This is a genomic window from Microbacterium mangrovi (genome assembly GCF_000802305.1).
GTDB lineage: Bacteria > Actinomycetota > Actinomycetes > Actinomycetales > Microbacteriaceae > Microbacterium > Microbacterium mangrovi.
In genome coordinates, this window is sequence record NZ_JTDK01000016.1 from 44,116 (window position 1) to 67,771 (window position 23,656).

19 protein-coding genes are annotated in these 23,656 nt (G+C 71.9%); 6 read left to right on the forward strand and 13 right to left on the reverse strand.

Translation table 11 applies throughout. From position 1 onward, the window contains the following. Positions 1-60 precede the first annotated feature (60 nt). The 3 genes from LK09_RS16130 to LK09_RS16140 are packed head-to-tail and all read right to left on the reverse strand — an operon-like array spanning position 61 to position 3,849. Positions 61-567 carry a CinA family protein gene (locus tag LK09_RS16130; RefSeq protein WP_039401809.1) on the reverse strand — a complete coding sequence of 169 codons (507 nt, stop codon included), beginning with the start codon at positions 565-567 and terminating at the stop codon, positions 61-63. Continuing rightward, entirely contained in the window at positions 564-1,133 is a 570-nt protein-coding gene (gene pgsA, locus LK09_RS16135; protein ID WP_039401811.1) for a CDP-diacylglycerol--glycerol-3-phosphate 3-phosphatidyltransferase, read from the reverse strand. Before pgsA ends, LK09_RS16130 begins: the two co-directional genes overlap by 4 nt. A 1-nt stretch (position 1,134) precedes the next feature. Further along, on the reverse strand, positions 1,135-3,849 hold the full coding sequence (locus tag LK09_RS16140; RefSeq protein ID WP_039401813.1) for an FtsK/SpoIIIE family DNA translocase: 2,715 nt from the start codon (positions 3,847-3,849) through the stop codon (positions 1,135-1,137). Positions 3,850-4,150: 301 nt separating this feature from the next. Here LK09_RS16140 and LK09_RS16145 point away from each other — a divergent pair, with 301 nt between their 5' ends. Then, a complete protein-coding gene (locus LK09_RS16145; protein ID WP_052226901.1) occupies positions 4,151-4,891 on the forward strand; it encodes a Pr6Pr family membrane protein in 741 nt (246 codons plus the stop codon). Positions 4,892-4,952: 61 nt separating this feature from the next. Beyond that, the gene (locus LK09_RS16150; RefSeq protein WP_039401815.1) at positions 4,953-10,034 is read left to right on the forward strand and encodes an SCO7613 C-terminal domain-containing membrane protein; all 5,082 of its coding nucleotides are present in this window, start codon (positions 4,953-4,955) and stop codon (positions 10,032-10,034) included. 55 nt (positions 10,035-10,089) lie between these two features. Here the strand turns inward: LK09_RS16150 and LK09_RS16155 are convergent, their stop codons facing one another. Genes LK09_RS16155 through LK09_RS16175 form a run of 5 tightly spaced genes read right to left on the reverse strand, consistent with a single transcriptional unit; the run spans position 10,090 to position 14,859 of the window. Beyond that, positions 10,090-11,763 (reverse strand): ribonuclease J, encoded by a 1,674-nt coding sequence (locus LK09_RS16155; protein ID WP_039401818.1) that lies wholly within the window; start codon positions 11,761-11,763, stop codon positions 10,090-10,092. A 34-nt stretch (positions 11,764-11,797) separates the two neighbouring features. After that, a complete protein-coding gene (dapA, locus tag LK09_RS16160) occupies positions 11,798-12,775 on the reverse strand; it encodes a 4-hydroxy-tetrahydrodipicolinate synthase (RefSeq protein ID WP_039401821.1) in 978 nt (325 codons plus the stop codon). A 19-nt stretch (positions 12,776-12,794) separates the two neighbouring features. Further along, positions 12,795-13,556, reverse strand: a complete 762-nt coding sequence (locus tag LK09_RS16165; RefSeq protein ID WP_039401823.1) for an SDR family NAD(P)-dependent oxidoreductase — start codon at positions 13,554-13,556, stop codon at positions 12,795-12,797. Continuing rightward, positions 13,556-14,053 (reverse strand): dihydrofolate reductase, encoded by a 498-nt coding sequence (locus LK09_RS16170; RefSeq protein ID WP_039401825.1) that lies wholly within the window; start codon positions 14,051-14,053, stop codon positions 13,556-13,558. The genes LK09_RS16165 and LK09_RS16170 overlap by 1 nt, the downstream gene beginning before the upstream one ends. After that, complete coding sequence (locus LK09_RS16175) at positions 14,050-14,859, reverse strand: thymidylate synthase (RefSeq protein WP_156138865.1); 810 nt, start codon at positions 14,857-14,859, stop codon at positions 14,050-14,052. The genes LK09_RS16170 and LK09_RS16175 overlap by 4 nt, the downstream gene beginning before the upstream one ends. Before the next feature lie 116 nt (positions 14,860-14,975). On the opposite strand from LK09_RS16175, the gene LK09_RS16180 reads away from it, so the two are divergent. Next, positions 14,976-15,416 carry a TlpA family protein disulfide reductase gene (locus LK09_RS16180; protein WP_039401830.1) on the forward strand — a complete coding sequence of 147 codons (441 nt, stop codon included), beginning with the start codon at positions 14,976-14,978 and terminating at the stop codon, positions 15,414-15,416. A 98-nt stretch (positions 15,417-15,514) separates the two neighbouring features. Next, entirely contained in the window at positions 15,515-15,940 is a 426-nt protein-coding gene (locus tag LK09_RS16185) for an OsmC family peroxiredoxin (RefSeq protein WP_039401832.1), read from the forward strand. Between the two features lie 54 nt (positions 15,941-15,994). Here LK09_RS16185 and LK09_RS16190 read toward each other — a convergent pair whose 3' ends face one another. Further along, a complete protein-coding gene (locus tag LK09_RS16190; protein WP_039401835.1) occupies positions 15,995-16,444 on the reverse strand; it encodes a hypothetical protein in 450 nt (149 codons plus the stop codon). Continuing rightward, positions 16,441-17,190, reverse strand: a complete 750-nt coding sequence (gene dapB / locus LK09_RS16195; RefSeq protein WP_039401838.1) for a 4-hydroxy-tetrahydrodipicolinate reductase — start codon at positions 17,188-17,190, stop codon at positions 16,441-16,443. Before dapB ends, LK09_RS16190 begins: the two co-directional genes overlap by 4 nt. 49 nt (positions 17,191-17,239) lie before the next feature. On the opposite strand from dapB, the gene LK09_RS16200 reads away from it, so the two are divergent. Then, on the forward strand, positions 17,240-17,710 hold the full coding sequence (locus tag LK09_RS16200) for a GNAT family N-acetyltransferase (RefSeq protein ID WP_039401841.1): 471 nt from the start codon (positions 17,240-17,242) through the stop codon (positions 17,708-17,710). Positions 17,711-17,921: 211 nt separating this feature from the next. Here LK09_RS16200 and LK09_RS16205 read toward each other — a convergent pair whose 3' ends face one another. From LK09_RS16205 to LK09_RS16215, 3 genes are all read right to left on the reverse strand, one after another. Further along, positions 17,922-18,524, reverse strand: a complete 603-nt coding sequence (locus tag LK09_RS16205) for a histidine phosphatase family protein (RefSeq protein WP_039401843.1) — start codon at positions 18,522-18,524, stop codon at positions 17,922-17,924. A 73-nt stretch (positions 18,525-18,597) separates the two neighbouring features. Next, positions 18,598-19,662, reverse strand: coding sequence for an aldo/keto reductase (locus LK09_RS16210; RefSeq protein ID WP_052226918.1), 1,065 nt, complete (start codon positions 19,660-19,662; stop codon positions 18,598-18,600). 262 nt (positions 19,663-19,924) lie between these two features. After that, the gene (locus LK09_RS16215) at positions 19,925-22,183 is read right to left on the reverse strand and encodes a polyribonucleotide nucleotidyltransferase (RefSeq protein WP_039401845.1); all 2,259 of its coding nucleotides are present in this window, start codon (positions 22,181-22,183) and stop codon (positions 19,925-19,927) included. A gap of 213 nt (positions 22,184-22,396) precedes the next feature. On the opposite strand from LK09_RS16215, the gene LK09_RS16220 reads away from it, so the two are divergent. After that, positions 22,397-23,632 (forward strand): aggregation-promoting factor C-terminal-like domain-containing protein, encoded by a 1,236-nt coding sequence (locus LK09_RS16220; protein ID WP_156138862.1) that lies wholly within the window; start codon positions 22,397-22,399, stop codon positions 23,630-23,632. Positions 23,633-23,656: the final 24 nt, after the last annotated feature.

The window sequence follows — 23,656 nt, forward strand, 5'->3', positions numbered from 1 at the left end:
AACCCGTGAATCTTCCCACTCGCTGGGGATACGTCACATAGAACGGAAACGGCGCGTCGCCTATTCCGCGCGTGTCATCGCATCGGTCGCGGCGCGCAGCGCGTGCCGCACGGACGCGATGCGGATCTCGTCGCGCGTGCCGTGCAGCTGCAGCGAGACCACCAGGTCATCGCCCGGCCAGGCGATGCCCACGTGGACCGTGCCGACCTCCTGCCCGTCGGGCGAGTCCGGTCCGGCGATGCCGGTGGTCGCGATGCCCACGTCGGCATCCCTCCCGGAGATGGATGCCGCGCGGCGAACGCCGGTCGCCATCTGCCGCGCCACCTCGGGATGCACGGCGCCGTGCGCGGCCAGGAGCGCCGCATCGACGCCGAGAAGCGACTGCTTGAGCTCCGTCGCGTAGGCCACCACTCCCCCGCGCACCCACGCCGATGCACCCGGCACCGACACGAGCGACGCGACCACGAGCCCGCCGGTCAGCGACTCGGCCACCGCGACCGACCAGCCGCGCGCGGAGAGCGCGGCCAGCAGCGTCGCGGCCTCGGCATCCGCTCCGGACGCACTCACCCGGCCGCCTTGCCGCGGCGGCCGCGCACCTCGCTGACGACGTAGTCGATGCCGCTCGCGATCGTGAGCACCACGGCGATCGTCATCGTGATGCCGTTGACCCAGAAGATCCAATCCCCCACGAGGGTCCACAGCGGCGCGAGGGCGAGCGTCAGCGCGACGGCCTGGGCGACCGTCTTGAGCTTGCCCATCCACGCCGCGGCGAGCACGTGGTCGCTGATGACCATGAAGCGGTAGATCGTGATGCCGATCTCGCGCACCAGCACGATGACGGTGATCCACCAGGGCAGCTCATCCAGGATCGACAGCCCGACGAACGCGCACCCCGTGAGCGCCTTGTCGGCGATCGGATCGAGGATCTTTCCGAGATCGGTGACGATGTCGTTGCGCCGCGCGAGCCATCCGTCGATGCCGTCCGTGGCGATGGCGACGACGAACAGGACCGTGGCCCACCAGCGCAGGGCGCCGTTCTGACCGCCGTCGGCGAGCAGCATCCACAGGAAGACCGGCGCGCACAGGATGCGGATGACGGTGATGGTGTTCGGCAGCTGCCGGGGAACCGCCATGTCAGTCGCGTCCTGTCAGCTGCCAGGCGTCTTCGTCGCCGTCCTGGTCGTCGACCGGGACGCCCTCGTACTGCTTCTCGACCGCATCGGTGCCGTAGCGGTCGTCGGCTTCGGCACCCGCCGGCGCGGGTGCGGGGACGTCTTCGCCGCGCAGCCGCGCGAGCACCTCGGGCAGCTGCTCGGGGGTGACCAGGACGTCGCGCGCCTTGGACCCCTCGGAGGGGCCGACGATCTCGCGCGATTCGAGCAGGTCCATCAGGCGGCCCGCCTTCGCGAAGCCGACGCGCAGCTTGCGCTGCAGCATCGAAGTGGACCCGAACTGCGTGGAGACGATCTGCTCCGCCGCCGCCAGCAGCAGTTCGAGGTCGTCGCCGATGTCGGCATCGACCTCTTTCTTCTCGACGACGGCCTGCACGTCGGCCCGGTAGTCGGGGCGCGCCTGCCCGGTCACGTGCTTGACGACCTTCTCGATCTCGGACTCGCTGACCCAGGCGCCCTGCACCCGCAGGGCCTTGGACGAGCCCATCGGCAGGAACAGGCCGTCACCCTGACCGATGAGCCGGTCGGCGCCGGGCTGGTCCAGGATGACCCGCGAATCGGTGACGCTGGTGACCGCGAAGGCCAGGCGCGACGGCACGTTCGCCTTGATGAGGCCGGTCACGACGTCGACCGAGGGGCGCTGGGTGGCCAGGACCAGGTGGATGCCGGACGCGCGCGCCAGCTGCGTGATGCGCACGATGGAGTCCTCGACGTCGCGCGGCGCGACCATCATCAGGTCGGCGAGCTCGTCGACGACCACGAGCAGGTACGGGTAGGGCTTGAGCACGCGCTCGCTGCCCACCGGCAGCTGGATCTCACCGGCGACGACCGCCTTGTTGAAGTCGTCGATGTGGCGGAACCCGAACGACGCCAGGTCGTCGTACCGCATGTCCATCTCCTTGACGACCCACTGCAGCGCCTCGGCGGCCTTCTTCGGGTTCGTGATGATGGGCGTGATGAGGTGCGGGACGCCGGTGTAGGACGTGAGCTCGACCCGCTTGGGGTCGATGAGCACCATGCGCACCTCGGAGGGCTTGGCGCGCATCAGCAGGCTCGTGATCATGGAGTTCACGAAGCTCGACTTGCCCGAACCGGTGGATCCGGCCACGAGCAGGTGGGGCATCTTGGCCAGGTTCGCGACGACGTACCCGCCGCCGACGTCCTTGCCGACGCCGATCGTCATCGGATGGGTCGAGGTCTGCGCCGCATTGGAGCGCAGCACGTCGCCGAGGGTGACGATCTCGCGGTCGGTGTTGGGGATCTCGACGCCGATCGCGCTCTTGCCGGGGATCGGCGCGAGGATGCGCACCTCGTTGGAGGCGACCGCGTAGGCGATGTTGTTGGTCAGCGCGGTGATCCGCTCGACCTTGACGCCCGGACCCACCTCGATCTCGTACTGGGTCACCGTCGGCCCGCGCGAGAAGCCGGTGACGCGCGCATTCACCTGGAACTGCTCGAGGACGCTCGTGATCGCCGCGACGACGGCGTCGTTCGCTTCCGAGCGCGCCTTGTGCGGGCTTCCCGCGGCGAGGGTCTGCACCGCCGGCAGACGGTACGGGGCGCCCGGCGGCATCCCTTCGCTCGCTCCGCCGATGCCGGACAGCCCGGGAAGCGTGCCGTCGTCGATGACCTCGGTGAGGCTGTCGTCCTTCAGGCCGGTGCGCGCGGCCGATGCGGCCTTCTGCGCACCCGCGAGCACGGCCCGCGTGACGACCTCGGTGAGGTCGTCGGTGGCGTGATGCGGCTCGGTCGTGGCGATCGCCTTGTCGAAGCCGCCCTGCGACTGCCCGGGCGAGAGCAGCTCGGTGAGCGCCTCGGAATCGACGTCGTGGTCGGGGTCCTTCTCGCGGCCCGACTTGTTGCGGCGCCACCACGGCAGGGCGGGGTCGGCGTCGTCCGCCTGCTCGTCGGGGGTGAAGGCGACCGTGGGTCCGGTCGCGGCGGCAGGCGCCTGCTCGCGGCGCTCGGCCCCGAACATCCAGGCGTAGAGGTCGCCGAGGCGCCGGCCGATGCGGTTCGGCGGGGTCTTGGTGAGGATCAGGATGCTGAGGGCCGCGAGCGCCCCGAGCACGATGTATGCGCCGATGTTCGTCAGGAGCATGGCGAGGGGCTCCCCCACCATCCAGCCGAACAGGCCGCCGGCCTTGCTGAGCGCGGGCAGGCCCTGGCTCGGCGCCGGGCGACCCCCGGCGACGTGGCAGATGCCGGCGAGCGAGACGACGAACAGGAGGAACCCGATCCCGATGCGGCCGTTGTCGTGCACCGAGGCGGGATGCCGGAACAGCCAGCCGGCGAGGATCACCAGGATGACGGGCATCACGAAGGCGACCCGGCCGACCAGCGCGCCGACCGAGTAGGCGCTGATGTTCGCCGACGCGGGCGTGCCGATCAGGAACCACTCGACCACGGCCCCGGCGATCGCCAGCAGCACGATGAGGAACGGCAGACCGTCGCGGCGCTGCTCCTTCTCGAGGGTCTCGGGGCCGAACGCCCGGAACAGCCCGCCCACACCGTGCGCGACGCCCATCCACGCCCGCTGGACGACCGGGGGCCGGTCGGGCTGGTCGACGTAGCGCTTGGGGGTGGGCGCGGGCTTGCGGGCGCGCGACGACGAGCCCGCGGACGCGGACTTCGCGGGCGTGCGCCCACGCGTGGTCGAGCCGGTGCTCTTGGCCATTACTCCACGGTACGACAGGCCTCGGACATCGGCCGGAATGACGCGGCATCCGCCCGAGGTCCGGAACAGGCCGCGCGAGGGCCCTTGTCCCCCGAAATGGGGACAAATGTCCCCCGAAATACCGACAAAATCGCCCGTTCTGCGGAGTTTCCTCCCGGCAGATGTCCCCCGAAGTGCCGACAGACAGCCGGGCGCCGCCCTGCCACGCTGGAAGAAGTCGAGGAGGGGGGTCCTCGGCCGGGGGGTTCGGGGCTGCGGCACCACGGGGGCGCCGCAGCCCCGCTGGGGAAAGGAGCCGGCCATGAGTTGGTCGACATGGCGAACCGGCGCAGCCGCCGTTGCGGCAACCGGGGTCATCGCAGGGTTCATCGTCAACGTCGCCCGCGCCGAGCGGATGCATCAGGATCTGGGCCTGGTGCTGGCGAACTACTTCAGCCTGTTCACGATCGTCTGCTCGACGGCGACGGTCGTGGTGCTGCTCATCGCCGCCCGACGGGGATCGGACGCGCCGGCGGATGCCGTGGAGTCGGCGCCGCTCGCGAACGCGCTGGTCACGACGAGCGCGGCGGTGATCATCCTGGGCATCGTCTACAACGCGCTGCTGCGCGGCATCCCGTCCGCGGTCGCGGCGGCCGATCCGCCGGTCGTGGCCTTCCTCGACCACTGGGCGATCGAGACGCTGCACGTGGTGCTGCCGATCTTCATCGTCGTCGACGCCGTCTTCGGGCCGCGGCGGCGCCGGCTGCGCTGGAGCGCCCTGTCGGCCGTGGTCGGCATCCCGCTGCTGTGGGCGGTCTACACGATGGCGCGCGGGCCGCTCGTGCCCGCGCCGGACGGATCGACGGCCTACTGGTATCCGTACCCGTTCCTCGACCCGAACGGGCCGACCGGGTACGCGACGCCGCTGACCTACATCGCCGCGATCGCGATCGCGTTCGTGCTCACCGGCGGCGCCCTGATCCTGCTGACGCACCGGCACCGGCACGTGCCCCGGCACGACACCGCTCGCGCTTCGCGGCTGCGGCCGCGCGTCCACGGCTGACGCCGGACGCACCGACCACCGAGAGCCGACGCGCGAACGTCGTCGATGAAGGGCTGATCCCATGTCCGATTCTCTGGGCGGCAGTGGCGCCGCCACCGTCATGCCGCCGCAATGGCCGGCGGACCCCACGGCCTTCGCCGACACCGCGAAGTGCCCGATCTGCTTCACACCGATCAGCACGATGGTGTGCGCGGTCTGCGGCCTCGACGTCCGGATGCCGGGCCTGGCCCCGGTCCTCGAGGCCGGACGCAGCATCCAGCGGCTCGTCGGCGAGCGCACCGAGATGCTCGTCTCGGTGCGCACTCAGCAGGCGCTGCGGGACGCGCACACGGCGGCGGTCCGGCGCGAGCAGGAGGCCGCGCGTCGGCGCGAGGACGAGCGGCAGGCGGCAGAGCAGGCCGAGGCCGCCGCGAGGGCCGAGGCCGCCCGCGTCGCCGCACCGGCCCCGGAGGCGGCAGCCGCCCCGAGCGCCGCTGCGCCCGCGCCGGCACCGGCGCCCGCGGACGAGCCGCGGCCGCGCGCCTTCGCGCACCGCTTCAGCATGCAGTTCACGATCCTCAGCGTGGGGGTCATCCTCACGTCGGTCGCCGCCGTCGTCTTCCTGTTCTGGGCGTACCTGGTCGCCAGCCTCGAGGTGCGATCGCTGATCATCGCGGTCGGCAGCATCGGCGTGCTCGCCCTCGCCTGGTTCCTGCGGCGGCGAGGCCTCATCGTCACCGGCGAGGGCGTCGGGATCGTCGCGATCGTGCTGCTCCTGCTGGACGTGTGGATCGTGCGCGCGAACGACGCCTTCGGCAGCGGGACGATCGACGAGGCCGCCTACTACGGAGGTACCGCCCTCATCCTGGCTGCGGCCCTCGCCGCGGCGCGGCGACTGACCGGGCTCCGTTCGGCCGGCTACGCGGCTGCCGGTCTCGCCCCGATCGGCGCTGCGCTGTTCGCGTCGTCGTTCGCTCCCGAACAGGGCTCGACCCGGTTCTGGGTGGGCGGGCTCGCCGCACTCCTCGTCGGCGTCGCGGCGCGACTGCTGCCGCGCTCGCGACCGGCGACGGTCATGACCGTCGAGAGCGGGGTGCTCGGGCTGGGGGCCGTCCTCGGTGCCGCGGATGCACTGCCCGACCTGCCCTGGCACGCGCTCCTCACTCTCGGGGTCGCCGCCGGGATGTGGGGCGCCTTGATCGCCGCGGTCCCGGTCCGGGCACGCCGGCTGCGCGTGGTCTGCGCGGTCGTCGCCGGCGGCGCAGCCGCCCTCGCCCCCGTCGTCGCCGCCACCCAGGAACTGGCCCTCGAGGCGGGCGCCTGGGTGGCACCGGCCGGCGCCGGGCTCGTCACCGCCGGCATCGCTGCACTCCGTGGACGCATCCGGCCGAACGTGGGCGGCGGGGCCGTCCTCTCGGCCGCGGTCGTGACGACGATCGCCGCGCTCCCCGGTCTGCTGCTCGGCGTCCTGCGCGCCGTCACGGTGGCCGCCGCTCCGGCGGGCGGATGGCTCGTCGGCGGCGACGGGGCGCCGGCGTCGTACGGTCCGGTCGTCACCGGTGCCGCGGCCGCGGTCGCGCCCCTCGCGGTCGCGGTCGCGGCGGGCGCGTCGCTGTTCGTGCGGCGCCGGCTCGGCGCGGTGCCGTGGCTGCCGGCGCTGTTCCTCGCGTGGGCGGCGCTGGCCGCCGCCACGTACCCGGACCCCGCGCTCTCCGCCACCGCCGACGTCGCGATCGCGGTCGTGTCGCTCGGGCTCGCGACGCGTCTGCACGGACCGGGCCTGCGCGTCGTCCTGACGACGGCGGAGATGCTGGCCGGCATCCTGCTCCTCGCGATCGCCTGGACCGACGCGGCGCTCTTCCTGCCGACGACGACGGCATTCGTCGCCGTGGGCGTGGTCGGTGCGGCGCTCGCGCCCCGGGTGTGGCCGAGCGCGAGCGGGATGCCGGCGCGAGCGATCCATCTCGCGATCGCCTCCGCGGTGCTGTGCGTGTCGGCCGCTGCGGTGCCGCTGTGGGCGCCGGCCGCACGGATCACCCTCGTCGAGCCGTGGACGAGCGCCGGGCCGTGGCTCGTCCTCGGATCCGCCGGGGTCCTCGCCGCAGCGCTCGCCGTCCGCCCCCTCGACCGCGTCGCGACCTGGGCGGTCTCCGCTCCGGCGCTGCTCGGCGCCGCCGCGGGCCTCGCCACCGCGGCGACGTCTCCGGCATCCGCCTCCGGCGCCTGGGTTCCGACGCTGGTGCTGACCGTCGTGTGCGGCGTGGGGGTCACCGTCGACCGCCGGTCGCACCTGCGGACCTGCCTGGCTGCACTCCTGCCCATCGCCGCTGCCGTCACGGTCTGGCATGTGCTGCCGCTGCTCGCGATCGACCGGGGCTTGCGCTGGGTCGCCGTGTCGGCCGTGGCACTCGTCCTCACGGCGAGCGCCCTGCTCATCCGGGTCCCGGCCGGCCGGTCCACGGCCGTCGCGCTCTTCTCGTCGAGCGCCCTCGTCGGCGCGGCCGCCATCGCCGGAGCCGCGGGCGCTCCGCAGGCGTGGCTGGTCGTCCTGCTCGCCGCCCCGATCCCGTACCTGATCGCCTCGATCGATGGCGAGCCCACCGCGGGCACGTCGCCGTGGCGGCACCTGGCCTGGCTGACGCCTGTGCTGGGGCTGGTGGCCCTGTGGACGGCACTGCATCAGGCCGGGGCGGGCGCCGTCGAGGCGTACACGATTCCGACCGCCGCCGTGGTGTCGGCGATCGCGGTGGTGCTCGCCTTCCGCCGCCCGGCTGCGGCCGACCCGTCCGCAGCCCGGTTCGCCGGTCGTTCCGCGCTCGCCTGGACGGGGGCCGGGGTCGCCGTCCTGCCGAGCGTCGTGGCCGGCGCGGAATCGTCGTTGCGGGCCGTTCTCACGGTGTGCGCAGGCGTGCTGCTGCTGGCCCTGTCGCCGTGGTTCGCGACGCGCTGGCGCGGCATCCCGGTCCGGCTGATCGCCGTGACCGCCGGCGGCGTCGCCGTCGCCGGAGCCGCGACCGTGCACGGCGTCGCCCTGGCGATGCACGGAGACTGGCCGGCCGACGTCTGGGCGGCAGCCGCCCTCGTCGGCGGACTGGCGGCCGCTGCCCTCGCGGCACGGATCGCGGCGGTGCCGTCCCGCGTCGCGGGCGCCGGAGCCGGCGCGGCATCCCTGTTGTCCGCTGCCCCGCCCGCCGTGCTGTGCCTGCATCCGTCTGTGCCGATGTGGATGCTGCTGGCGCCGATCGTCGTGCTGGGCGTCGTGCACGCGGCGACGGCGCTGCCGACGCTGTGGCCGCTGGATGCGGCGGCGTCGCGGTGGGCGTCGCTGACGTCGGTCGTCGGACTCGGCGCCGTGAGCATCGCCGTCAGCGGCATCGACCCGTTCGATCCGGTGTCGATTCTCGTCGGGGCGTCGCTGGTCACCGCGGGCATCCTGGGCGGGCGGACCTGGCTCGCCTGGACGGGGGCGGCGATCACGGTCCTCCCCTCGGTCGCCGCGAGCGATCACCCGGCGCTGCGTCCGCTCCTCCTGGTCGCGGCGGCGGCCGTGGTCTTCGGCGTCTCCCGCTGGATCCCGCGCCGCGTGGGCTCGGTTCCGGTTCGGACGATCGCCCTCGCCGCCGCGACCGGCGCTGCGGTCGGCGCCGCGGCCGTCCGCGGGCTCGCCGTGGCCGCCGATCCTGCTCTCGTCGCCGCCGAGCCGTGGGCCGGGATGCCGTGGGCCGCCGAGGTCTGGGCGGCGATCGTCCTGGTGGGCGGCCTCGTCGGCGCGGTGCTGCTCGACCGGCTGGGCGAGGTGCGTGCCGACGTCGCGCCCTGGGTCGCGTCCAGCGCGATCGCCGTCGCCACGCTCCCCGTGCTCGTCCTGCTGGCTCACGGCACCCAGCCCTTGGCGGTGGTCCTGCCGCCGCTCCTGACCCTCGCCGCGCTGCGAGTGGCGGTCTGCATCCCCGGGCGCAGGCCCTGGTCTCACCCGCTCGTCGGGGCGACCGCGGTGGCCGCGTCGGCCGTGGTCGGCGCTGTCATCCTGCTTCTGGACCACATCGATCCGTTCGACCTCGTCACGGTGACTGTGGGCGCGTCGGTTCTCGTCGGCGGCGCCCTTTCCGGCCGCGCGGCGGCGGTGTGGGCGGGAGCCGCCGTCGCGGTCGTCCCGAGCGCCCTCGCCGGCGGGGATTCCGCCCTGCGCCCGGTGGTCCTCGCCGGGGTCGGAATCGCGCTCATCGTCGCGATCCCGTGGATCCCGCGCCTTTTCCGGCGTACCCCGCTGCGACTGATTGCGCTCTGCTCGGCGCTGACGGCGTCGACCGGCGCGGCGGCGATCCGCGCGATCGAGCTCGGCGGCGAGGCTCAGTCGGGTGCGTCGTCGTCCGTGCTGCCGGGCATCGCCATACCGGTGACCGTCGCGATCGGCGCGTGGGCGGCGTTCGCCCTCGCAGCGGGTCTCTGGGCGGTCATCCGCCGGCAGCGGCACACGGTCACGAACGCCCGGCTCGATGCGGCCCTGGCCTCCGCGGTCGTCGTGGCATCCGCCGTTCCGGTGCTTCTCAGCACCGATCTCCCGCGTCCGGTGCTGCTCGCCCTGGCACCGGTCGTCATCCTCGGGATGCTGCACGTGCTGACGGCGCTGCCCGGCATCCCGCCCCTGGCGCACCGGCTCACCGTCTGGACCGTCCTCGTCACTCTGCTGGTCACCGCGGGCGTCACGATGCTCGCGGGCGTCGTGGATCCCGTCGACCTGGTCACGGTGGTGGCCGGAGCCGCGATGACCACGGCCGGAGCGGTCCGCATGCGTCGTGATCCGTCGCTGCACAGCTGGCCCGCCCTCGGCGCCGGGCTGAGCGTGCTGCTCGTGCCGTCGCTCGTCGCCGACTTCGGCGACCCGCAGACGTGGCGGCTCGTCTCGCTCGGCGTCGTGGCCTTCGCACTGATGCTGGTCGGCGTGTTCGCCCGTCTGCAGGCGCCGTTCCTGCTCGGCGCGGGAGTGCTGGCCGTGCACGGCATCAACCAGCTGTGGCCGATGATCGCGCTCGCCTACGCCCAGGTGTGGTGGTGGCTATGGCTCGCGATCGCGGGCGTCATCCTCATCGTCATCGCCGCGACCTACGAGCGGCAGCTGCGCTTCGCGAAGCGCGTGATCGGCACGGTGGCCGCGCTCCGGTGACACCGGGAGCGATCCGGCTCGCCGGCGGGCTCGACCGAGTCCCGCCGGCGGACGATCAGGCTTCGATGACCAGCGGCACGATCATCGGGCGACGGCGCAGCTTCTGAGCCACCCAGCGCCCGATCGTGCGACGCACGACCTGCGACAGGGCGTGGTTGTCGCGTACGCCGTTGCCGGCCGCCTCGGCGAGCGCCGCCGTGATCTTGGGGACGATGTCGTCGAACACCGAGTCGTCCTCGGCGACGCCGCGGGCGTGCACCTCGGGACCGGAGATGACGCGGCCGGTGGAGGCATCCACCACGACGATCACCGAGATGAAGCCCTCCTCGCCGAGGATGCGCCGGTCTTTCAGGTCCGCGTCGGTGATCTCGCCCACGCTGGAACCGTCGACGTACACGAAGCCCAGGTCGAGCTGGCCGACGACCGACGCCACCCCGTCGCGCAGATCGACGACGGTGCCGTTCTCGCCGATGATGGTGCGTTCGGAGGGGATGCCGGTGTCCTGCGCGAGCTTCGCGTTGGCCATCAGGTGCCGGTACTCGCCGTGCACCGGCAGCACGTTGCGCGGACGCAGGATGTTGTAGCAGTAGAGCAGTTCGCCCGCCGCCGCGTGCCCCGACACGTGCACCTTCGCGTTGCCCTTGTGCACCACCGTCGCGCCGAGCTTCGTGAGCCCGTCGATGACGCGGTAGACCGCGTTCTCGTTGCCCGGGATCAGGCTAGACGCGAGGATGACGGTGTCGCCCGGCCCCGGCTCGATCGCGTGATCGAGGTTCGCCATGCGGCTCAGCACCGCCATCGGCTCGCCCTGCGAACCGGTCGACATGTAGACGATCCGGTCGTCGGGGAGGTCCTTGGCCTTCTTGTAGTCGATGAGCACGCCCTCGGGCACCTTCAGGTAGCCGAGGTCGGACGCGATCGTCATGTTGCGCACCATGCTGCGTCCGAGGAACGCGACGCGGCGACCGTGGGCGTGTGCGGCATCCAGCACCTGCTGCACGCGGTGCACGTGGCTGGAGAAGCTCGCGACGACGACCCGGCGCGGGGCCTTCGCGATCACCTGGTCCAAGACCGGGCCGATCGAGCGCTCGGTGGGCGTGAACCCGGGCACGTCGGCGTTCGTGGAGTCGACCAGGAACAGGTCCACGCCCTCTTCGCCGAGGCGCGCGAACGAGCGCAGGTCGGTGATGCGACCGTCGAGCGGCAGCTGGTCCATCTTGAAGTCGCCGGTCGCCAGCGCCGTGCCCGCGGGCGTGCGGATCGCGACCGCGAGGGCGTCGGGGATGGAGTGGTTGACCGCGATGAACTCGAGGTCGAACGGTCCGACCTTCTCGTGCTGGCCTTCGCGCACCGTGAGGGTGTACGGCTTGATGCGGTGCTCCTTGAGCTTCGCCTCGACGAGGGCGAGCGTGAGGCCGGATCCGATCAGCGGGATGTCACGTGTGAGCTTGAGCAGGTACGGCACCGCTCCGATGTGGTCCTCGTGGCCGTGCGTGAGCACGACGCCGACGATGTCGTCCAGCCGCCCGCGGATCGGTTCGAAATCCGGCAGGATCAGGTCGACACCGGGGTGGTGCTCCTCAGGGAACAGCACGCCGCAGTCGACGACGAGGAGCTTGCCCTCGTACTCGAACACGGTCATGTTTCGCCCGACCTCCCCCAGCCCGCCGAGCGGAATGACACGCAGGGTGCCGGGCTGGAGTGCGGGCGGGTTTGTCGGGTTGGTCATCGCGTTCCTATCGAAAATTGTCGCCCGGGGCGGTTCAGCGGGTGGTGCCGGACACCTTCGGCAGCGCACCGCCGGCGGCCGCGTTGCGGTCGGGGCGGAAGTCCGAGAAGTCGGCACCCGGGACGTCCTTCACCAGCGCCAGCTCGTCTTCGATCTTGGCGGCCTCCCACTCCTCCGGCCCCACGAGGGGCAGACGGACGCGGGGGCTGGAGATGCGGCCGAGGCCGTGCAGGATGTACTTGGTCGCCACGGTGCCGGGCACGTGCGTCATCGCGGCACGCACGAGCGGCTCGAGGCGCTTGTGCTCGGCTGTCGCCGTCTTGAGGTCGCCGCGGTTGACCGCGTCGACGATCGTGCGGTACGGAGCGGCCGTGATGTTCGCGGTCACGCCGATGAGGCCGGTGGCACCGATCGCGAGGTGCGGGAGCACGTTCGAGTCGTCACCGGAGAAGTACATGAGGTCGGTCTGGTTGAGCACGCGGCTGACCTCGCTGAAGTCGCCCTTGGCATCCTTGACCGCGAGGATGTTCGGGTGCTTGGCCAGGCGCAGGATGGTCTCGTACTGGATCGGCACACCGGTGCGGCCGGGGATGTCGTACAGGATCACCGGCAGGTCGGTGGCGTCGGCCACCAGCCGGAAGTGGGTGAGGATGCCGGCCTGCGTCGGCTTGTTGTAGTACGGCGTGACGATCATGACGCCGTCGGCGCCCGCCTTCTCGCTCGCCTTGTACAGCTCGATCGCGTGCGCGGTCTCGTTCGAGCCGCCGCCGGTGATGATCTTGGCGCGGCCCGCGGCGACCGACTTGCCGACCTCGACCAGGCGCAGCTTCTCGGCGTCGGTCAGGGTGGAGGTCTCGCCGGTGGTGCCGGTGACCACGACGCCGTCGCAGCCGGCGTTGATCACGTCGTCGATGTGCTTCTCGACGCTGGGCCAATCCACTTCGCCGTCGGCCGTCATCGGAGTGACGAGCGCGACCAGCACCTGACCGAAGGGATTGCCCGAATGTGTCATGTACCCCAGGTTATCGGGATTAGGTTCGGCCGCGTTCCCCGAGGTGCGCGCCGACGTGGTCGGGCAGGAGCGGCAGCAGGCGCCGGATCACGCGGTAGCGCACGGACGGAACCGAGACGGATCGGCCGCGTGCGGCATCCCGCAGACCCTCGCGGACGACCTGGGGCGCGTTCAGCCACAGGAACGCCGGGATCCCCTCCTCGCCCGGCGGCAGGCCGAGCCGCTCGTGGAAGTTGGTGTGCACCCACCCCGGGCAGACGGCGGTCACCGTGACGCCGCGCGGGCCGTAGCGGGCGTTCGCCCACCGGCTGAACTGCACGAGCCAGCCCTTGACGGCGCCGTAGGTCGAGCGGGGCATGAACGCCGCGATGGAGGCCACGTTGATGATGCGTCCGCTCCCCCGCGCGAGCATCGGCCCGAGGACGGCGTGCATGAGGCGCATGGGCACCTCGTCGTGCAGGCGCAGGTGACGGACCTCGTCGGCGATGTCGTTCTGCTCGAAGGCGAGCGACAGCCCGACCCCGGCGTTGTTCACGAGAACGTCGATCGGATTCGCGGCGTCGCCCGCTCGGGCCTCGACACGGGTGAGCTGCTCGGCATCCGTCAGATCGGCCACGAGCACCTCGACGGCGACCCCGTGCGCGCGCAGCCGCACGGCGAGCGCGTCGAGGGCGTCCTGGTCGCGGGCGACGAGCACGAGGTCGGCACCGCGCGCGGCGAGCTGCCGCGCGAATTCGGCGCCGAGTCCGGAGCTCGCCCCGGTGATGAGGGCCGTGGCCATCAGCGTTCCAGCCGGAGGAAGCGATAGCGGATGCCGGTGCGCGAGGTCAGCCAGCCTTCGGCGGGCCGGTGCGCGGTGACGTGCCAGCCGATCACCTCGGGCGCGACAGTGTCGCCCTGCACCTCGATGTCGAGTTCGGTGACCTCCAGACGGTCGGCGCCGTCGATCGCCGCGGCGAAGATCTGCCCACCGCCGATCACCCACACCCACTCCGGGTCGTCCTGCCCCGCGAGGTCGAGCGCCGCCCCCAGGGAGCGCACCGTCTCGGCGCCCTCGCCCACGTCATCGTGCGAGGTGACGACGATGTTGCGGCGCCCGGGCAGCGGGCGGAACCGGTCGGGGAAGGACTCCCACGTGCGCCGGCCCATCACGACCGGCGAGCCGAGGGTGGTCTCTTTGAAGTGCGCCAGGTCTTCGGGGACGTGCCACGGCATCCCGCCCTGCGCGCCGATGACACCCGCGGGGGTCTGCGCCCAGATGAGGCCGATCCGGCTCATACGGCGACGGCCGCGCGGATCGTGGGGTGGTGCTGGTAGTCCTCGATCGCGAAATCCTCGTAGGCGTAGTCGAAGATCGAGGCGGGCGTGCGGGTGAACCGCAGCCGGGGCGCCGGGTAGGGGTCGCGGGTGAGCTGCTCGGCGACCTGGTCGCGGTGGTTGTCGTAGATGTGGCAGTCACCGCCGGTCCAGACGAAGTCGCCCGGTTCGAGGCCGGTCTGCTGGGCGATCATCATCGTCAGCAGCGCGTAGGAGGCGATGTTGAACGGGACGCCCAGGAAGAGGTCGGCGCTTCGCTGGTACAGCTGGCACGACAGTTTGCCGTCGGCGACGTAGAACTGGAAGAGGGCGTGGCACGGCGCGAGGGCCATGTCGGGGATGTCGGCCGGGTTCCACGCCGACACGATCAGCCGCCGCGAATCGGGGTTCTGCCGGATCTGCGCGATCACGTCGCTGATCTGGTCGATCTGGCCGCCGTCGGGCGTCGGCCACGACCGCCACTGCACGCCGTAGACCGGGCCGAGTTCGCCGGCGGCATCCGCCCATTCGTCCCAGATGGTGACGCCGTTCTCGCGCAGCCACGCCACGTTGGACTCGCCGCGCAGGAACCAGAGCAGCTCGTACGCGATCGACTTGAAGTGCACGCGCTTGGTGGTGATGAGGGGGAACCCCTCGGCGAGGTCGAAGCGGATCTGCCGGCCGAACACGCTGGTGGTGCCCGTGCCGGTGCGGTCGCTCTTGTGGGTGCCGTGGGCGAGGACGTCGCGGAGGAGGTCTTCGTACGGGGTCGCGATGCTCACGGACACCACGATACCGAGGGGGTCCGACCCCGGGTCGGGATCAGCGGAACCCGCACGTCACTGGGAATTCAAAACAACAATCTGGTGAATATGTCAGCGGTATCGCGTTACCCTGTTCTGTCATGGGTCTGTTCGTCGCGTGCATGGTTCTGGCCGCGCTCGTGCTCGGGGCCGTGATCGGCGGCATCGTGCTCGCCTGGCGGCGCGGCCGGGTCCTCACCTCCCCCGCCATGGACGAGGTCGTGGAGCCCCACCGGCTCGGAGCCGAGGCTCTCGGGGAGAGTGCCACCCTGCTCCAGTTCAGCACGCGCTCGTGCACCCGGTGCCCGGGCGTCCACCGCGTTCTCGCGGACGTCGCCCGCGACCGGTCGGGCGTGCTGCATCTCGACGTCGACGTGACGCACCGCCCCGACATCGCCCGGCACTTCCGCGTCATGCAGACGCCCACGACTCTCGTCCTGGACCGCCACGGCATGGTCCAGACGCGCTTCGGCGGCACCCCCGGCCGCAGCGTCGTCGAACTCGAGCTCGCCCGCCTCACGGCCCAGGCGCACGCCGAGTGACTGCTCGGACGTCCTGCCGTTAGGCTGGCGTCGGCGCATCCGCGTCGCACCAGACCCGCACGCCCGGATCGACGGGCGTCGCACCCCACGGAGGAACAATGAGCGTCACCAGCGAAGCCAGCGCCACCTGGAGCGGAAGCCTGTTCGAGGGCTCCGGCGAGGTCGCCCTGGAGAGCTCCAACCAGGGCCCGTTCGCCGTCAACTGGAAGGCCCGCAGCGAGGGCTCGACCTCGGTCACCACGCCCGAGGAGCTCATCGCCGCCGCGCACTCGTCCTGCTTCAACATGGCGTTCTCGCTCGCCCTCGCCGAGAACGGCACCCCGCCGCAGAAGCTCGAGACGACCGCGTCGGTCACCTTCATCCCGGGCACCGGCATCACCGGCAGCCACCTCAACGTGAACGCCGAAGTCGCCGGCCTCTCGCAGGAGGACTTCGCGCGCCTCGCGCAGGAGGCCAAGGCCGGATGCCCGGTCTCGGCCGCCCTCGCGGGCATCGAGATCACCATCGAGGCGACCCTCGCCTGAGGCGCACGCCATCGAGGAGGCCGTCCCTTCGGGGGCGGCCTTCGTCGTTCCGACTCAGGATGCCGAGGCCGCGTGCTCGAGCCGGATCGCCGTGCGCACGGCGTCCCGCGCGCGGCGGCGATCGCCCGATGCGTCGTAGGCGAGACCGAGGCGGTACCAGGCGCGCCAGTCGTCGGGGTGCGCCTGCACGTCGTCCCGGTACCGGGGGAAGACCGCATCGGCATCCTCGCGGACGACGCGGCCGCTCTCGCGCACGGCCACCTCGTCGTCGGGCAGCCCGCCCTCGGCCTCCAGCCGGCGCCCGATCCTCTCCGCCCGGAATCCGAACCACAGTTCGCGCCCGAGCGCCCATCCGGCCACGAGCGGCAGGATCAGCAGCGCCACGCCCATCACGATCGCGACGGCGGTTCCGGTCCGCAGCAGGGCCACCGCCCAGTTCAGCGAGATGACCAGGTAGAGCAGCAGCGCGACCGACATGGTCGCGACGCCGATGCGGGTGCTCATGAGCGGGAAGCCCCGATCCCGATGTCGATCACCGAGTCGAGTCCGACCACGACGCCCTGCACCGTGGGTGCGTGCTGCAGCGCCAGCCGGATGCCGGGCGCGTAGGCCTGCGCGGGCTCGACGGTGTCGTGCACGATCGACAGGGACTCGCCCGCGCCGGAGAGGATGACCTCCTGCTTGGCGACCACCCCGGGGCGGCGGAGCGAGTGCACGGGAACGCTGGCGACCTGCTGGCCCCGGGCACGCTGGTCGGCGAAAGGCGCGTCGACGGGGCCCTGCTCGGTGCGCGCGGCGGCGATCAGCTCGGCGGTGCGCACCGCGGTGCCGCTCGGCGAGTCGATCTTGGTGTCGCGGTGCGCCTCGATGATCTCGACCGAGTCGAAGAAGGGAGCCGCAGCGGCGGCGAGCGCGGAGCCGAGCACGGAGCCGAGCGAGAAGTTCGGCACGAACATGACGCCGGTGCCGGCGGCGTCGGCGAGCGGCCGGATCGCGGCGATCCGCTCGGCGGACCAGCCCGATGTGCCCACGAGCACGGGGACGCCGTGCTCGATCGCGAGACGCACGACGTCGCCCGAGACGGCCGGGGTCGTGGCATCGACCACCAGGTCGGCGCCGGCGAGCGCCGACATGTCGTCGCGCGAGCCGAGCCGGGCGGTCAGCTCGAAGCCGGCGGTCTCGCGCACGATGTCGCAGATGATCCCTCCGAGCTTTCCGGATGCCCCCACCACAGCCACACGCGTCGTCATGCTTCCAGCCTAATCGCGGCTCCGGTGCCCGCCGGGGTACCGTGGGCGGGTGGCATCCCTCCGCCCCTCCCCCGTCGACGCGACCGACGCGCACGAGCTGCTGGAGGAGTACTTCCACACGCGCGAGATCGGATTCGCGCATCAGGGCGTCGACTACGCGATCCACTTCCCGGACCCCGCGGCCTTCGTGCCCCCGGGCGGTGTGTTCCTCGTGCTCGACGACGGCGATGTGCCGAGCGGATGCGGCGGCATCCGGCGCCTGGCGGACGGCCCGTCCGGCATCCGCTACGAGGTCAAGCACCTGTACGTGCGCGAGGCCGGCCGCGGCCAGGGGTGGGGACGCCTCCTGCTCGAGGCGCTCGAGGCCCACGCGCGCGAGTGGGGTGCGGCCGAGCTGGTGCTCGACACCCACCATTCGCTGGAGGCGGCCGCCGGCCTGTATCGCGCCACCGGCTTCACTCCCGTCGCCCGCTACAACGACAACCCGAACGCGACCCGCTGGTACGCGAAGACCCTCTGACGCGGGCGCCGCGGCGCCACCGGCGGAGGACATGACGCGAAGGGAGGATGCCGGGCCGCCGAAACCTCCTCCGCCCACCACATCCCCTCCGCTCACGACCGCGACCGCCCACGCCCGGCGCGAGCAGCGGAGGACATGGCGCGAGGGGAGGATGCCGGGATGCCGAAGCCTCCTCCGGCCGGCGTATCTCCTCCGCCGGCGACCGGACGGCTCAGACCGGGGGCAGCTCGGGGAGGCCGGTGCGCAGCTCGAAGGGCAGGTGGGCCAGGTCGTTGTGCGAGACCAGCGTCCACGGGCGGCCGTGCCGCTGCGCGATGATCGACAGGCCGCAGTGCGCCTGGTTCAGGGTCATCCAGCGCCAGGCGGGAGCACCGAGCACCTCGCGCACGAACCAGCCGATCACGAAGTTGTGGGTGATGAGCAGCTCATGGACGTCACCGGGCTTGCGCACCAGGAACTCGCTCACCGCGTCCGCCATCTGCGCGGTGCCCGCCTCGACCTCGGCCTCGGTCACCGATCCGAAGAAGGGCTCGAACGCCGCCGGCGTCTCGGGCGTCATCCCGCTCGGGACGCAGTCGAACAGCAACGCGGTCGGCTGCGGCTCGATCGCCGGCAGGCGCTCCGCGACGGCATGCGCCGTCTGGGCGGCGCGTTCGAGGGGCGAGTGCCACACGGCATCCAGCGGGACTCCCGACAGGCGATCCGCGAGGAGCTCGGCCTGGCGTCGCCCGCGCGCGGACAGATGCCCGTCGGTGAGGCCGTGCTCGGCGTCCTGGTGCTCCCCGTGACGCACGAGGTAGATGTAGTGCGTTATGGCTGAATCCTCTCAGGCGTCGATGCCGGCCCGGTGCGGGCACACGGTCAACCACCTTACGTCACGAATGACGTCACTCCGCCGCGCGCGCGATCTCAGTCAGCTGGGCACGGCTCAGGTGGACGCCCACGCCCTGCACCACGTCTTCGATCTGCTGGGGCCCGGTCGCATCGACGATCGGGGCCACGATCAGCCGCTGGGCGAGCAGCCACGCGACCGCCACCGCGGTTTCGGAGACGCCGAGGGAAGCTCCGACGGAGATGAGAGCCTTGCGCAGGCGTGCCGCCCGCCTCTGCAGCGACTGTCCCCACTGGGAGGGTCGGACCGCCCGGGCCATGATCCGTGCCGCGGACGGGGCGTCTGCGGCCAGCAGGGACCGCTCCACCGCGTGCGACGGAGTCACGGCGATGCCCTGGGCACCGGCGACGAGCCGCAGGTCGCCGTCGAAGTCACCGCGGCGCACCACGCTGTACGGGGCGTCGAGCACCGTGAACCGGGGATACCCGGCGGAAGCGAAGATGCGCGCCTCGACCAGCTGCTCGGCGGTGAAGCCGTACGCCGCGAGTGCCCGCGCCTTGCCCGCGCCCACCAGCCACTCGGCGGTCGCCAGAGTGTCGTCGAGGGCCGCCGGCTCGCCGGTGCCGTCAAGGTAGAGGACGTCGATGCGGTCGGTGCCGAGGCGGGTCAGGGACGCCTCCACGGCGCGGACCAGGTTCACCGGACCGAGCCCGGGATTGTCGGGATGCCCGCCCACGCGCACCGCGAGGACGATGTCGTCGCGCAGCCCGCGGGTGCTCAGCCACTGGCCGATGATCTGCTCACTGCGCCCGGCGCCCCACCGGTCGGCCGTGTAGACGGCGTTGCCGCCCCGGCCGACGTAGGCGTCGAGCGTGGCATCGGCGCGGTGCTGCCCGACCGACGCGCCGAAGGCACGACCGCCGAGGATGAGGGGGAACACGTCGAAGCCGGTCTCGCCGAGCGGGACGCGGATGCCGGTGCCCACGGCAGGTCCCTGCACCGGGATCGGTGCCGAAGGATGCACCGGCGGCGCCGTCGTCGCGGCCGCTTCGCGGGCACTGCGCCGGGTCGCGGGCACGCCCGAGGGGGACGTCTGCTCATCGATGCTGAAGATCGACATGATCACCCCCTGCGCGCACTTAGGTCTCTTTGCCTGAGATGCCGCCTTCGGCGCCCCCCGGCGCTTTCGAAAAGGCTATTCGACGCGTCCCCCGGAACTTGCCAAGAACGCGGCGTTCCGGTGAACAATCTCGTAACATTTCCGTCACATTGACAGGGAGAGCGCTCTCATTCGCCCTGATACACGCCGGAGACGACGGATGCCCGCCCCCGGGCGGGGACAGGCATCCGCGGACGCTGCAGGCAGCGAGGAGTCGGGGGCCTTACTCGACCACGACCTCCACGACCTCGGCGACCGGCGCGGTCTCTTCGAGCACCGGCTCGAGCGAGAGCTTGCCGCGGTCATCCACCTTGCCGATGCGCACCAGGATCTTCTGGCCGACCGACAGGACGTCGTCGACGTTCTCGACGCGCTTTCCGCCGGTGAGCTTGCGCACCTCGGAGATGTGCAGCAGGCCGTCCTTGCCCGGCATCAGCGACACGAAGGCGCCGAACGCGGCGATCTTCACGACGGTGCCGAGGAACTGCTCGCCCACCTCGGGGTTGTGCGGGTTGGCGATCGCGTTCACCTGTGCGCGGGCGGCCTCGGCCGACGGGCCGTCGACGGCGCCGATGTAGACGGTGCCGTCCTCCTCGATGGAGATGTCGGCGCCGGTCTCGTCCTGGATCGCGTTGATCGTCTTGCCCTTGGGGCCGATGAGCTCGCCGATCTTGTCGACCGGGATCTGCACGCTGATGACGCGCGGCGCGGTCGGCGCCATCTCGTCCGGCGAGTCGATGGCGCTCGTCAGCACGTTCAGGATCGTGATGCGGGCCTCGTGCGCCTGCTTGAGCGCAGCCGACAGCACCGACGACGGGATGCCGTCGAGCTTGGTGTCGAGCTGGATCGCGGTGACGAACTCGCTCGTGCCGGCGACCTTGAAGTCCATGTCGCCGAGGGCATCCTCGGCGCCCAGGATGTCGGTCAGGGCGGCGTAGCGGGTCTGGCCGTCGACCTCGTCGGAGACGAGGCCCATCGCGATGCCGGCGACCGGGGCGCGCAGCGGCACACCGGCGTTGAGCAGCGACAGGGTCGACGCGCACACGGAGCCCATCGACGTGGAGCCGTTGGAGCTGAGCGCCTCGGACACCTGACGGATCGCGTACGGGAACTCCTCGCGGGCCGGCAGCACCGGCACGAGCGCGCGCTCGGCCAGGAAGCCGTGCCCGATCTCGCGACGCTTGGGCGACCCCACACGCCCGGTCTCACCGGTCGAGTAGGGCGGGAAGTTGTAGTGGTGCATGTACCGCTTGTGCGTGACCGGCGACAGCGAGTCGATCTGCTGCTCCATCTTGAGCATGTTCAGCGTGGTGACACCCAGGATCTGGGTCTCGCCGCGCTGGAAGATCGCCGAGCCGTGCGCGCGCGGGATCACCTGGACCTCGGCATCCAGCGGACGGATGTCGGCCAGGCCGCGACCGTCGATGCGCACGCCCTCGGTGAGGATGCGTCCGCGGACGATGAGCTTGGTGACCGACTTGTACGCGGCCGAGACCTCGGCGTTCGCGGATGCCGGCAGCTGCCCCGCCTCGACGGCGGCGGCGACCTCGCCCTTGACGCGCTCCTTCAGCGTGTCGTCGGCGTTCTGACGCTCGACCTTGTCGGCGATCTGGTAGACGGCCACGAGCTCGTCGTAGACGCGACCGGCGACGAAGTCGTAGGTCTCCTGCGCGTACGGCGGGAAGACCGGGTACGGCTGGATCGGCTTCGCGGCGGTGTTGGCGAGCACGGTCTGCGCGGCGACGAGCTCCTTGATGAAGGGCTTCGCGGCCTCGAGACCCTGCGCGACGACCTCTTCGGAGGGCTTCGTGGCGCCGGCCTTGATGAGGTTCCAGCTGTGCTCGGTGGCCTCGGCCTCGACCATCATGATCGCGACCTCGCCGTCGGGCAGCACGCGCCCGGCGACCATGAGGTCGAACACGGCGTCTTCGAGCTGCTTCACGTTGGGGAACGCGACCCACTGGTCGGCGTGCTCGCCGTGGCCGGGAATGAGCGCGAGGCGCACACCGGCGATCGGACCCGAGAACGGCAGGCCGGAGATCTGGGTGGATGCCGACGCGGCGTTGATCGCGAGGGCGTCGTAGAACTCGCCCGGAGCGATCGAGAGGACCGTGACGACGATCTGGACCTCGTTGCGCAGGCCGTCGACGAAGGACGGACGCAGCGGACGGTCGATGAGACGGCAGACCAGGATGGCCTCGGTGGACGGACGGCCTTCGCGACGGAAGAACGAACCGGGGATCTTGCCTGCTGCGTACGAGCGCTCTTCGACGTCGACGGTCAGCGGGAAGAAGTCGAACCCTTCACGGGGGTGCTTGCCGGCGCTGGTGGCCGACAGCAGCATGGTTTCGTCGTCGAGGTAGGCGGCGACGGAGCCCTGCGCCTGCTGGGCGAGGCGTCCGGTTTCGAACCGGACGGTGCGGGTGCCGAAGCGTCCGTTGTCGAGGACGGCTTCAGCAGCGGTGATTTCCGGACCTTCCAAGAGGTCCCTCCTTCTTTGTTTAGGCTCGCACCGTCCGTATGACGGGCGAGCATTCCGATGGCCACAGGCGTCGCTTCTCTTCGCGCACCTGCGCGACACAGACGGACTGCGGCCGCGTCCACCCTATCAGCGCCACCTGCGCGGGCTCGGCGAGACCGCATGGCCCCATCGACAACCGCGTCCCGGCGTCTTACGCTTGTGACCATGCGCCCCATGCGCAACAGTCGTAACTTTCGTCACATCGGCATCGGCTTGGTCGTCGTCGTGCTGGCGACCTGGGCCGTGCCCAGCGCCGTCGCCGTGAGCGGCCCCGCCCCCTCGGCGCCCGGATACCCGACGTGGTCAGACGTGCAGAAGGCCCGAAGCAGCGTCGCCGCGACGAACGCCGAGGTGGTGGTGGTCAAGGCCGCGCTCGATCGGGCGCAGCAGGCATCCGCCGCCGCGACGAACACCGCCTACCAGGCCGCGCAGGCCGCGCAGGCCGCCGACGCGGCCCTGGCGACGGCAACGACCCGCGCGGACGCCCTCCGGACGCAGGCGGATGCCGCGACCACGCGCGCGAACCGGGCGAAGGGCGCCGTGGGCGACCTCGCTCCCCTGCTGTACGAGGCGAGCGGTTCGGGCAAGCTCATGGAGATCGCGACCTCCTCGCATCCGTCCCAACTGCTCGCCCGGCTCGGGGTGCTGCAGAACGTCACGCAGAACTGGAACGACACCGCCCAGGGCGCCGTGCTGGCGATGGCCACCGCCGCGTCACTGCGCAACCAGGCGAACCGCGCCGAGGCCGCCCGCACGAAGCTCGCCCGCGCGGCGGAGGCGGCATCCGCGGCCGCCGCGGCCGCGGCCCAGGCCGCGCAGACCGCCGTGGCACAGGCCCAGGCGCACACCGACACCCTGTACGCACAGCTGGCCGCCCTGAAGAACACGAGCGCCGCCGTGGAGCGCAAGTACGAGATCGGCGTCCGTGTGGCCGCGCAGGCCGCCGCCGAGCGGCGAGCGCGGGAGCAGGCGGCCGCCGCCGCCGCGGCACGACGCGCCGCCGCGGCAGCGCGCCATCACCACAGCGGGGGCGGATCCTCCTCCTCCGGAGGCGGCGGAGGCGGAGGCGGCTCCCCGTCGTCGTACGGCGTGGTCGTCGATCCCGCCGGCGCGCAGGCGTACGCCCGCCGGGCGATCGGGGCGTACGGCTGGGGCTCCGGGCAATTCCAGTGCCTCATCGACCTCTGGAACATGGAGTCCGGATGGCGCGCGAACGCGACCAATCCCTCGAGCGGCGCGTACGGCATCCCGCAGTCCCTGCCGGGGTGGAAGATGGCCGCCGCAGGGCCGGACTGGCGCACCAACGGCGACACCCAGATCGACTGGGGACTCGCCTACATCTCGCAGAGCTACGGCACGCCGTGCGGCGCCTGGAACCACGAGATGAGCGTCTACCCGCACTGGTACTGAGCGCCGGCCGTTCGCACGCCGTAG

Excerpts from the sequence above, each read along its gene's own strand:
- pgsA (WP_039401811.1), bottom strand. The coding sequence starts at position 1,133 with ATGGCGGTTCCCCGGCAGCTGCCGAACACCATCACCGTCATCCGCATC.
- LK09_RS16140 (WP_039401813.1), bottom strand. The coding sequence starts at position 3,849 with ATGGCCAAGAGCACCGGCTCGACCACGCGTGGGCGCACGCCCGCGAAG.
- LK09_RS16145 (WP_052226901.1), top strand. The coding sequence starts at position 4,151 with ATGAGTTGGTCGACATGGCGAACCGGCGCAGCCGCCGTTGCGGCAACC.
- LK09_RS16150 (WP_039401815.1), top strand. The coding sequence starts at position 4,953 with ATGTCCGATTCTCTGGGCGGCAGTGGCGCCGCCACCGTCATGCCGCCG.
- LK09_RS16155 (WP_039401818.1), bottom strand. The coding sequence starts at position 11,763 with ATGACCAACCCGACAAACCCGCCCGCACTCCAGCCCGGCACCCTGCGT.
- dapA (WP_039401821.1), bottom strand. The coding sequence starts at position 12,775 with ATGACACATTCGGGCAATCCCTTCGGTCAGGTGCTGGTCGCGCTCGTC.
- LK09_RS16165 (WP_039401823.1), bottom strand. The coding sequence starts at position 13,556 with ATGGCCACGGCCCTCATCACCGGGGCGAGCTCCGGACTCGGCGCCGAA.
- LK09_RS16170 (WP_039401825.1), bottom strand. The coding sequence starts at position 14,053 with ATGAGCCGGATCGGCCTCATCTGGGCGCAGACCCCCGCGGGTGTCATC.
- LK09_RS16180 (WP_039401830.1), top strand. The coding sequence starts at position 14,976 with ATGGGTCTGTTCGTCGCGTGCATGGTTCTGGCCGCGCTCGTGCTCGGG.
- LK09_RS16185 (WP_039401832.1), top strand. The coding sequence starts at position 15,515 with ATGAGCGTCACCAGCGAAGCCAGCGCCACCTGGAGCGGAAGCCTGTTC.
- LK09_RS16190 (WP_039401835.1), bottom strand. The coding sequence starts at position 16,444 with ATGAGCACCCGCATCGGCGTCGCGACCATGTCGGTCGCGCTGCTGCTC.
- dapB (WP_039401838.1), bottom strand. The coding sequence starts at position 17,190 with ATGACGACGCGTGTGGCTGTGGTGGGGGCATCCGGAAAGCTCGGAGGG.
- LK09_RS16210 (WP_052226918.1), bottom strand. The coding sequence starts at position 19,662 with ATGTCGATCTTCAGCATCGATGAGCAGACGTCCCCCTCGGGCGTGCCC.
- LK09_RS16220 (WP_156138862.1), top strand. The coding sequence starts at position 22,397 with ATGCGCAACAGTCGTAACTTTCGTCACATCGGCATCGGCTTGGTCGTC.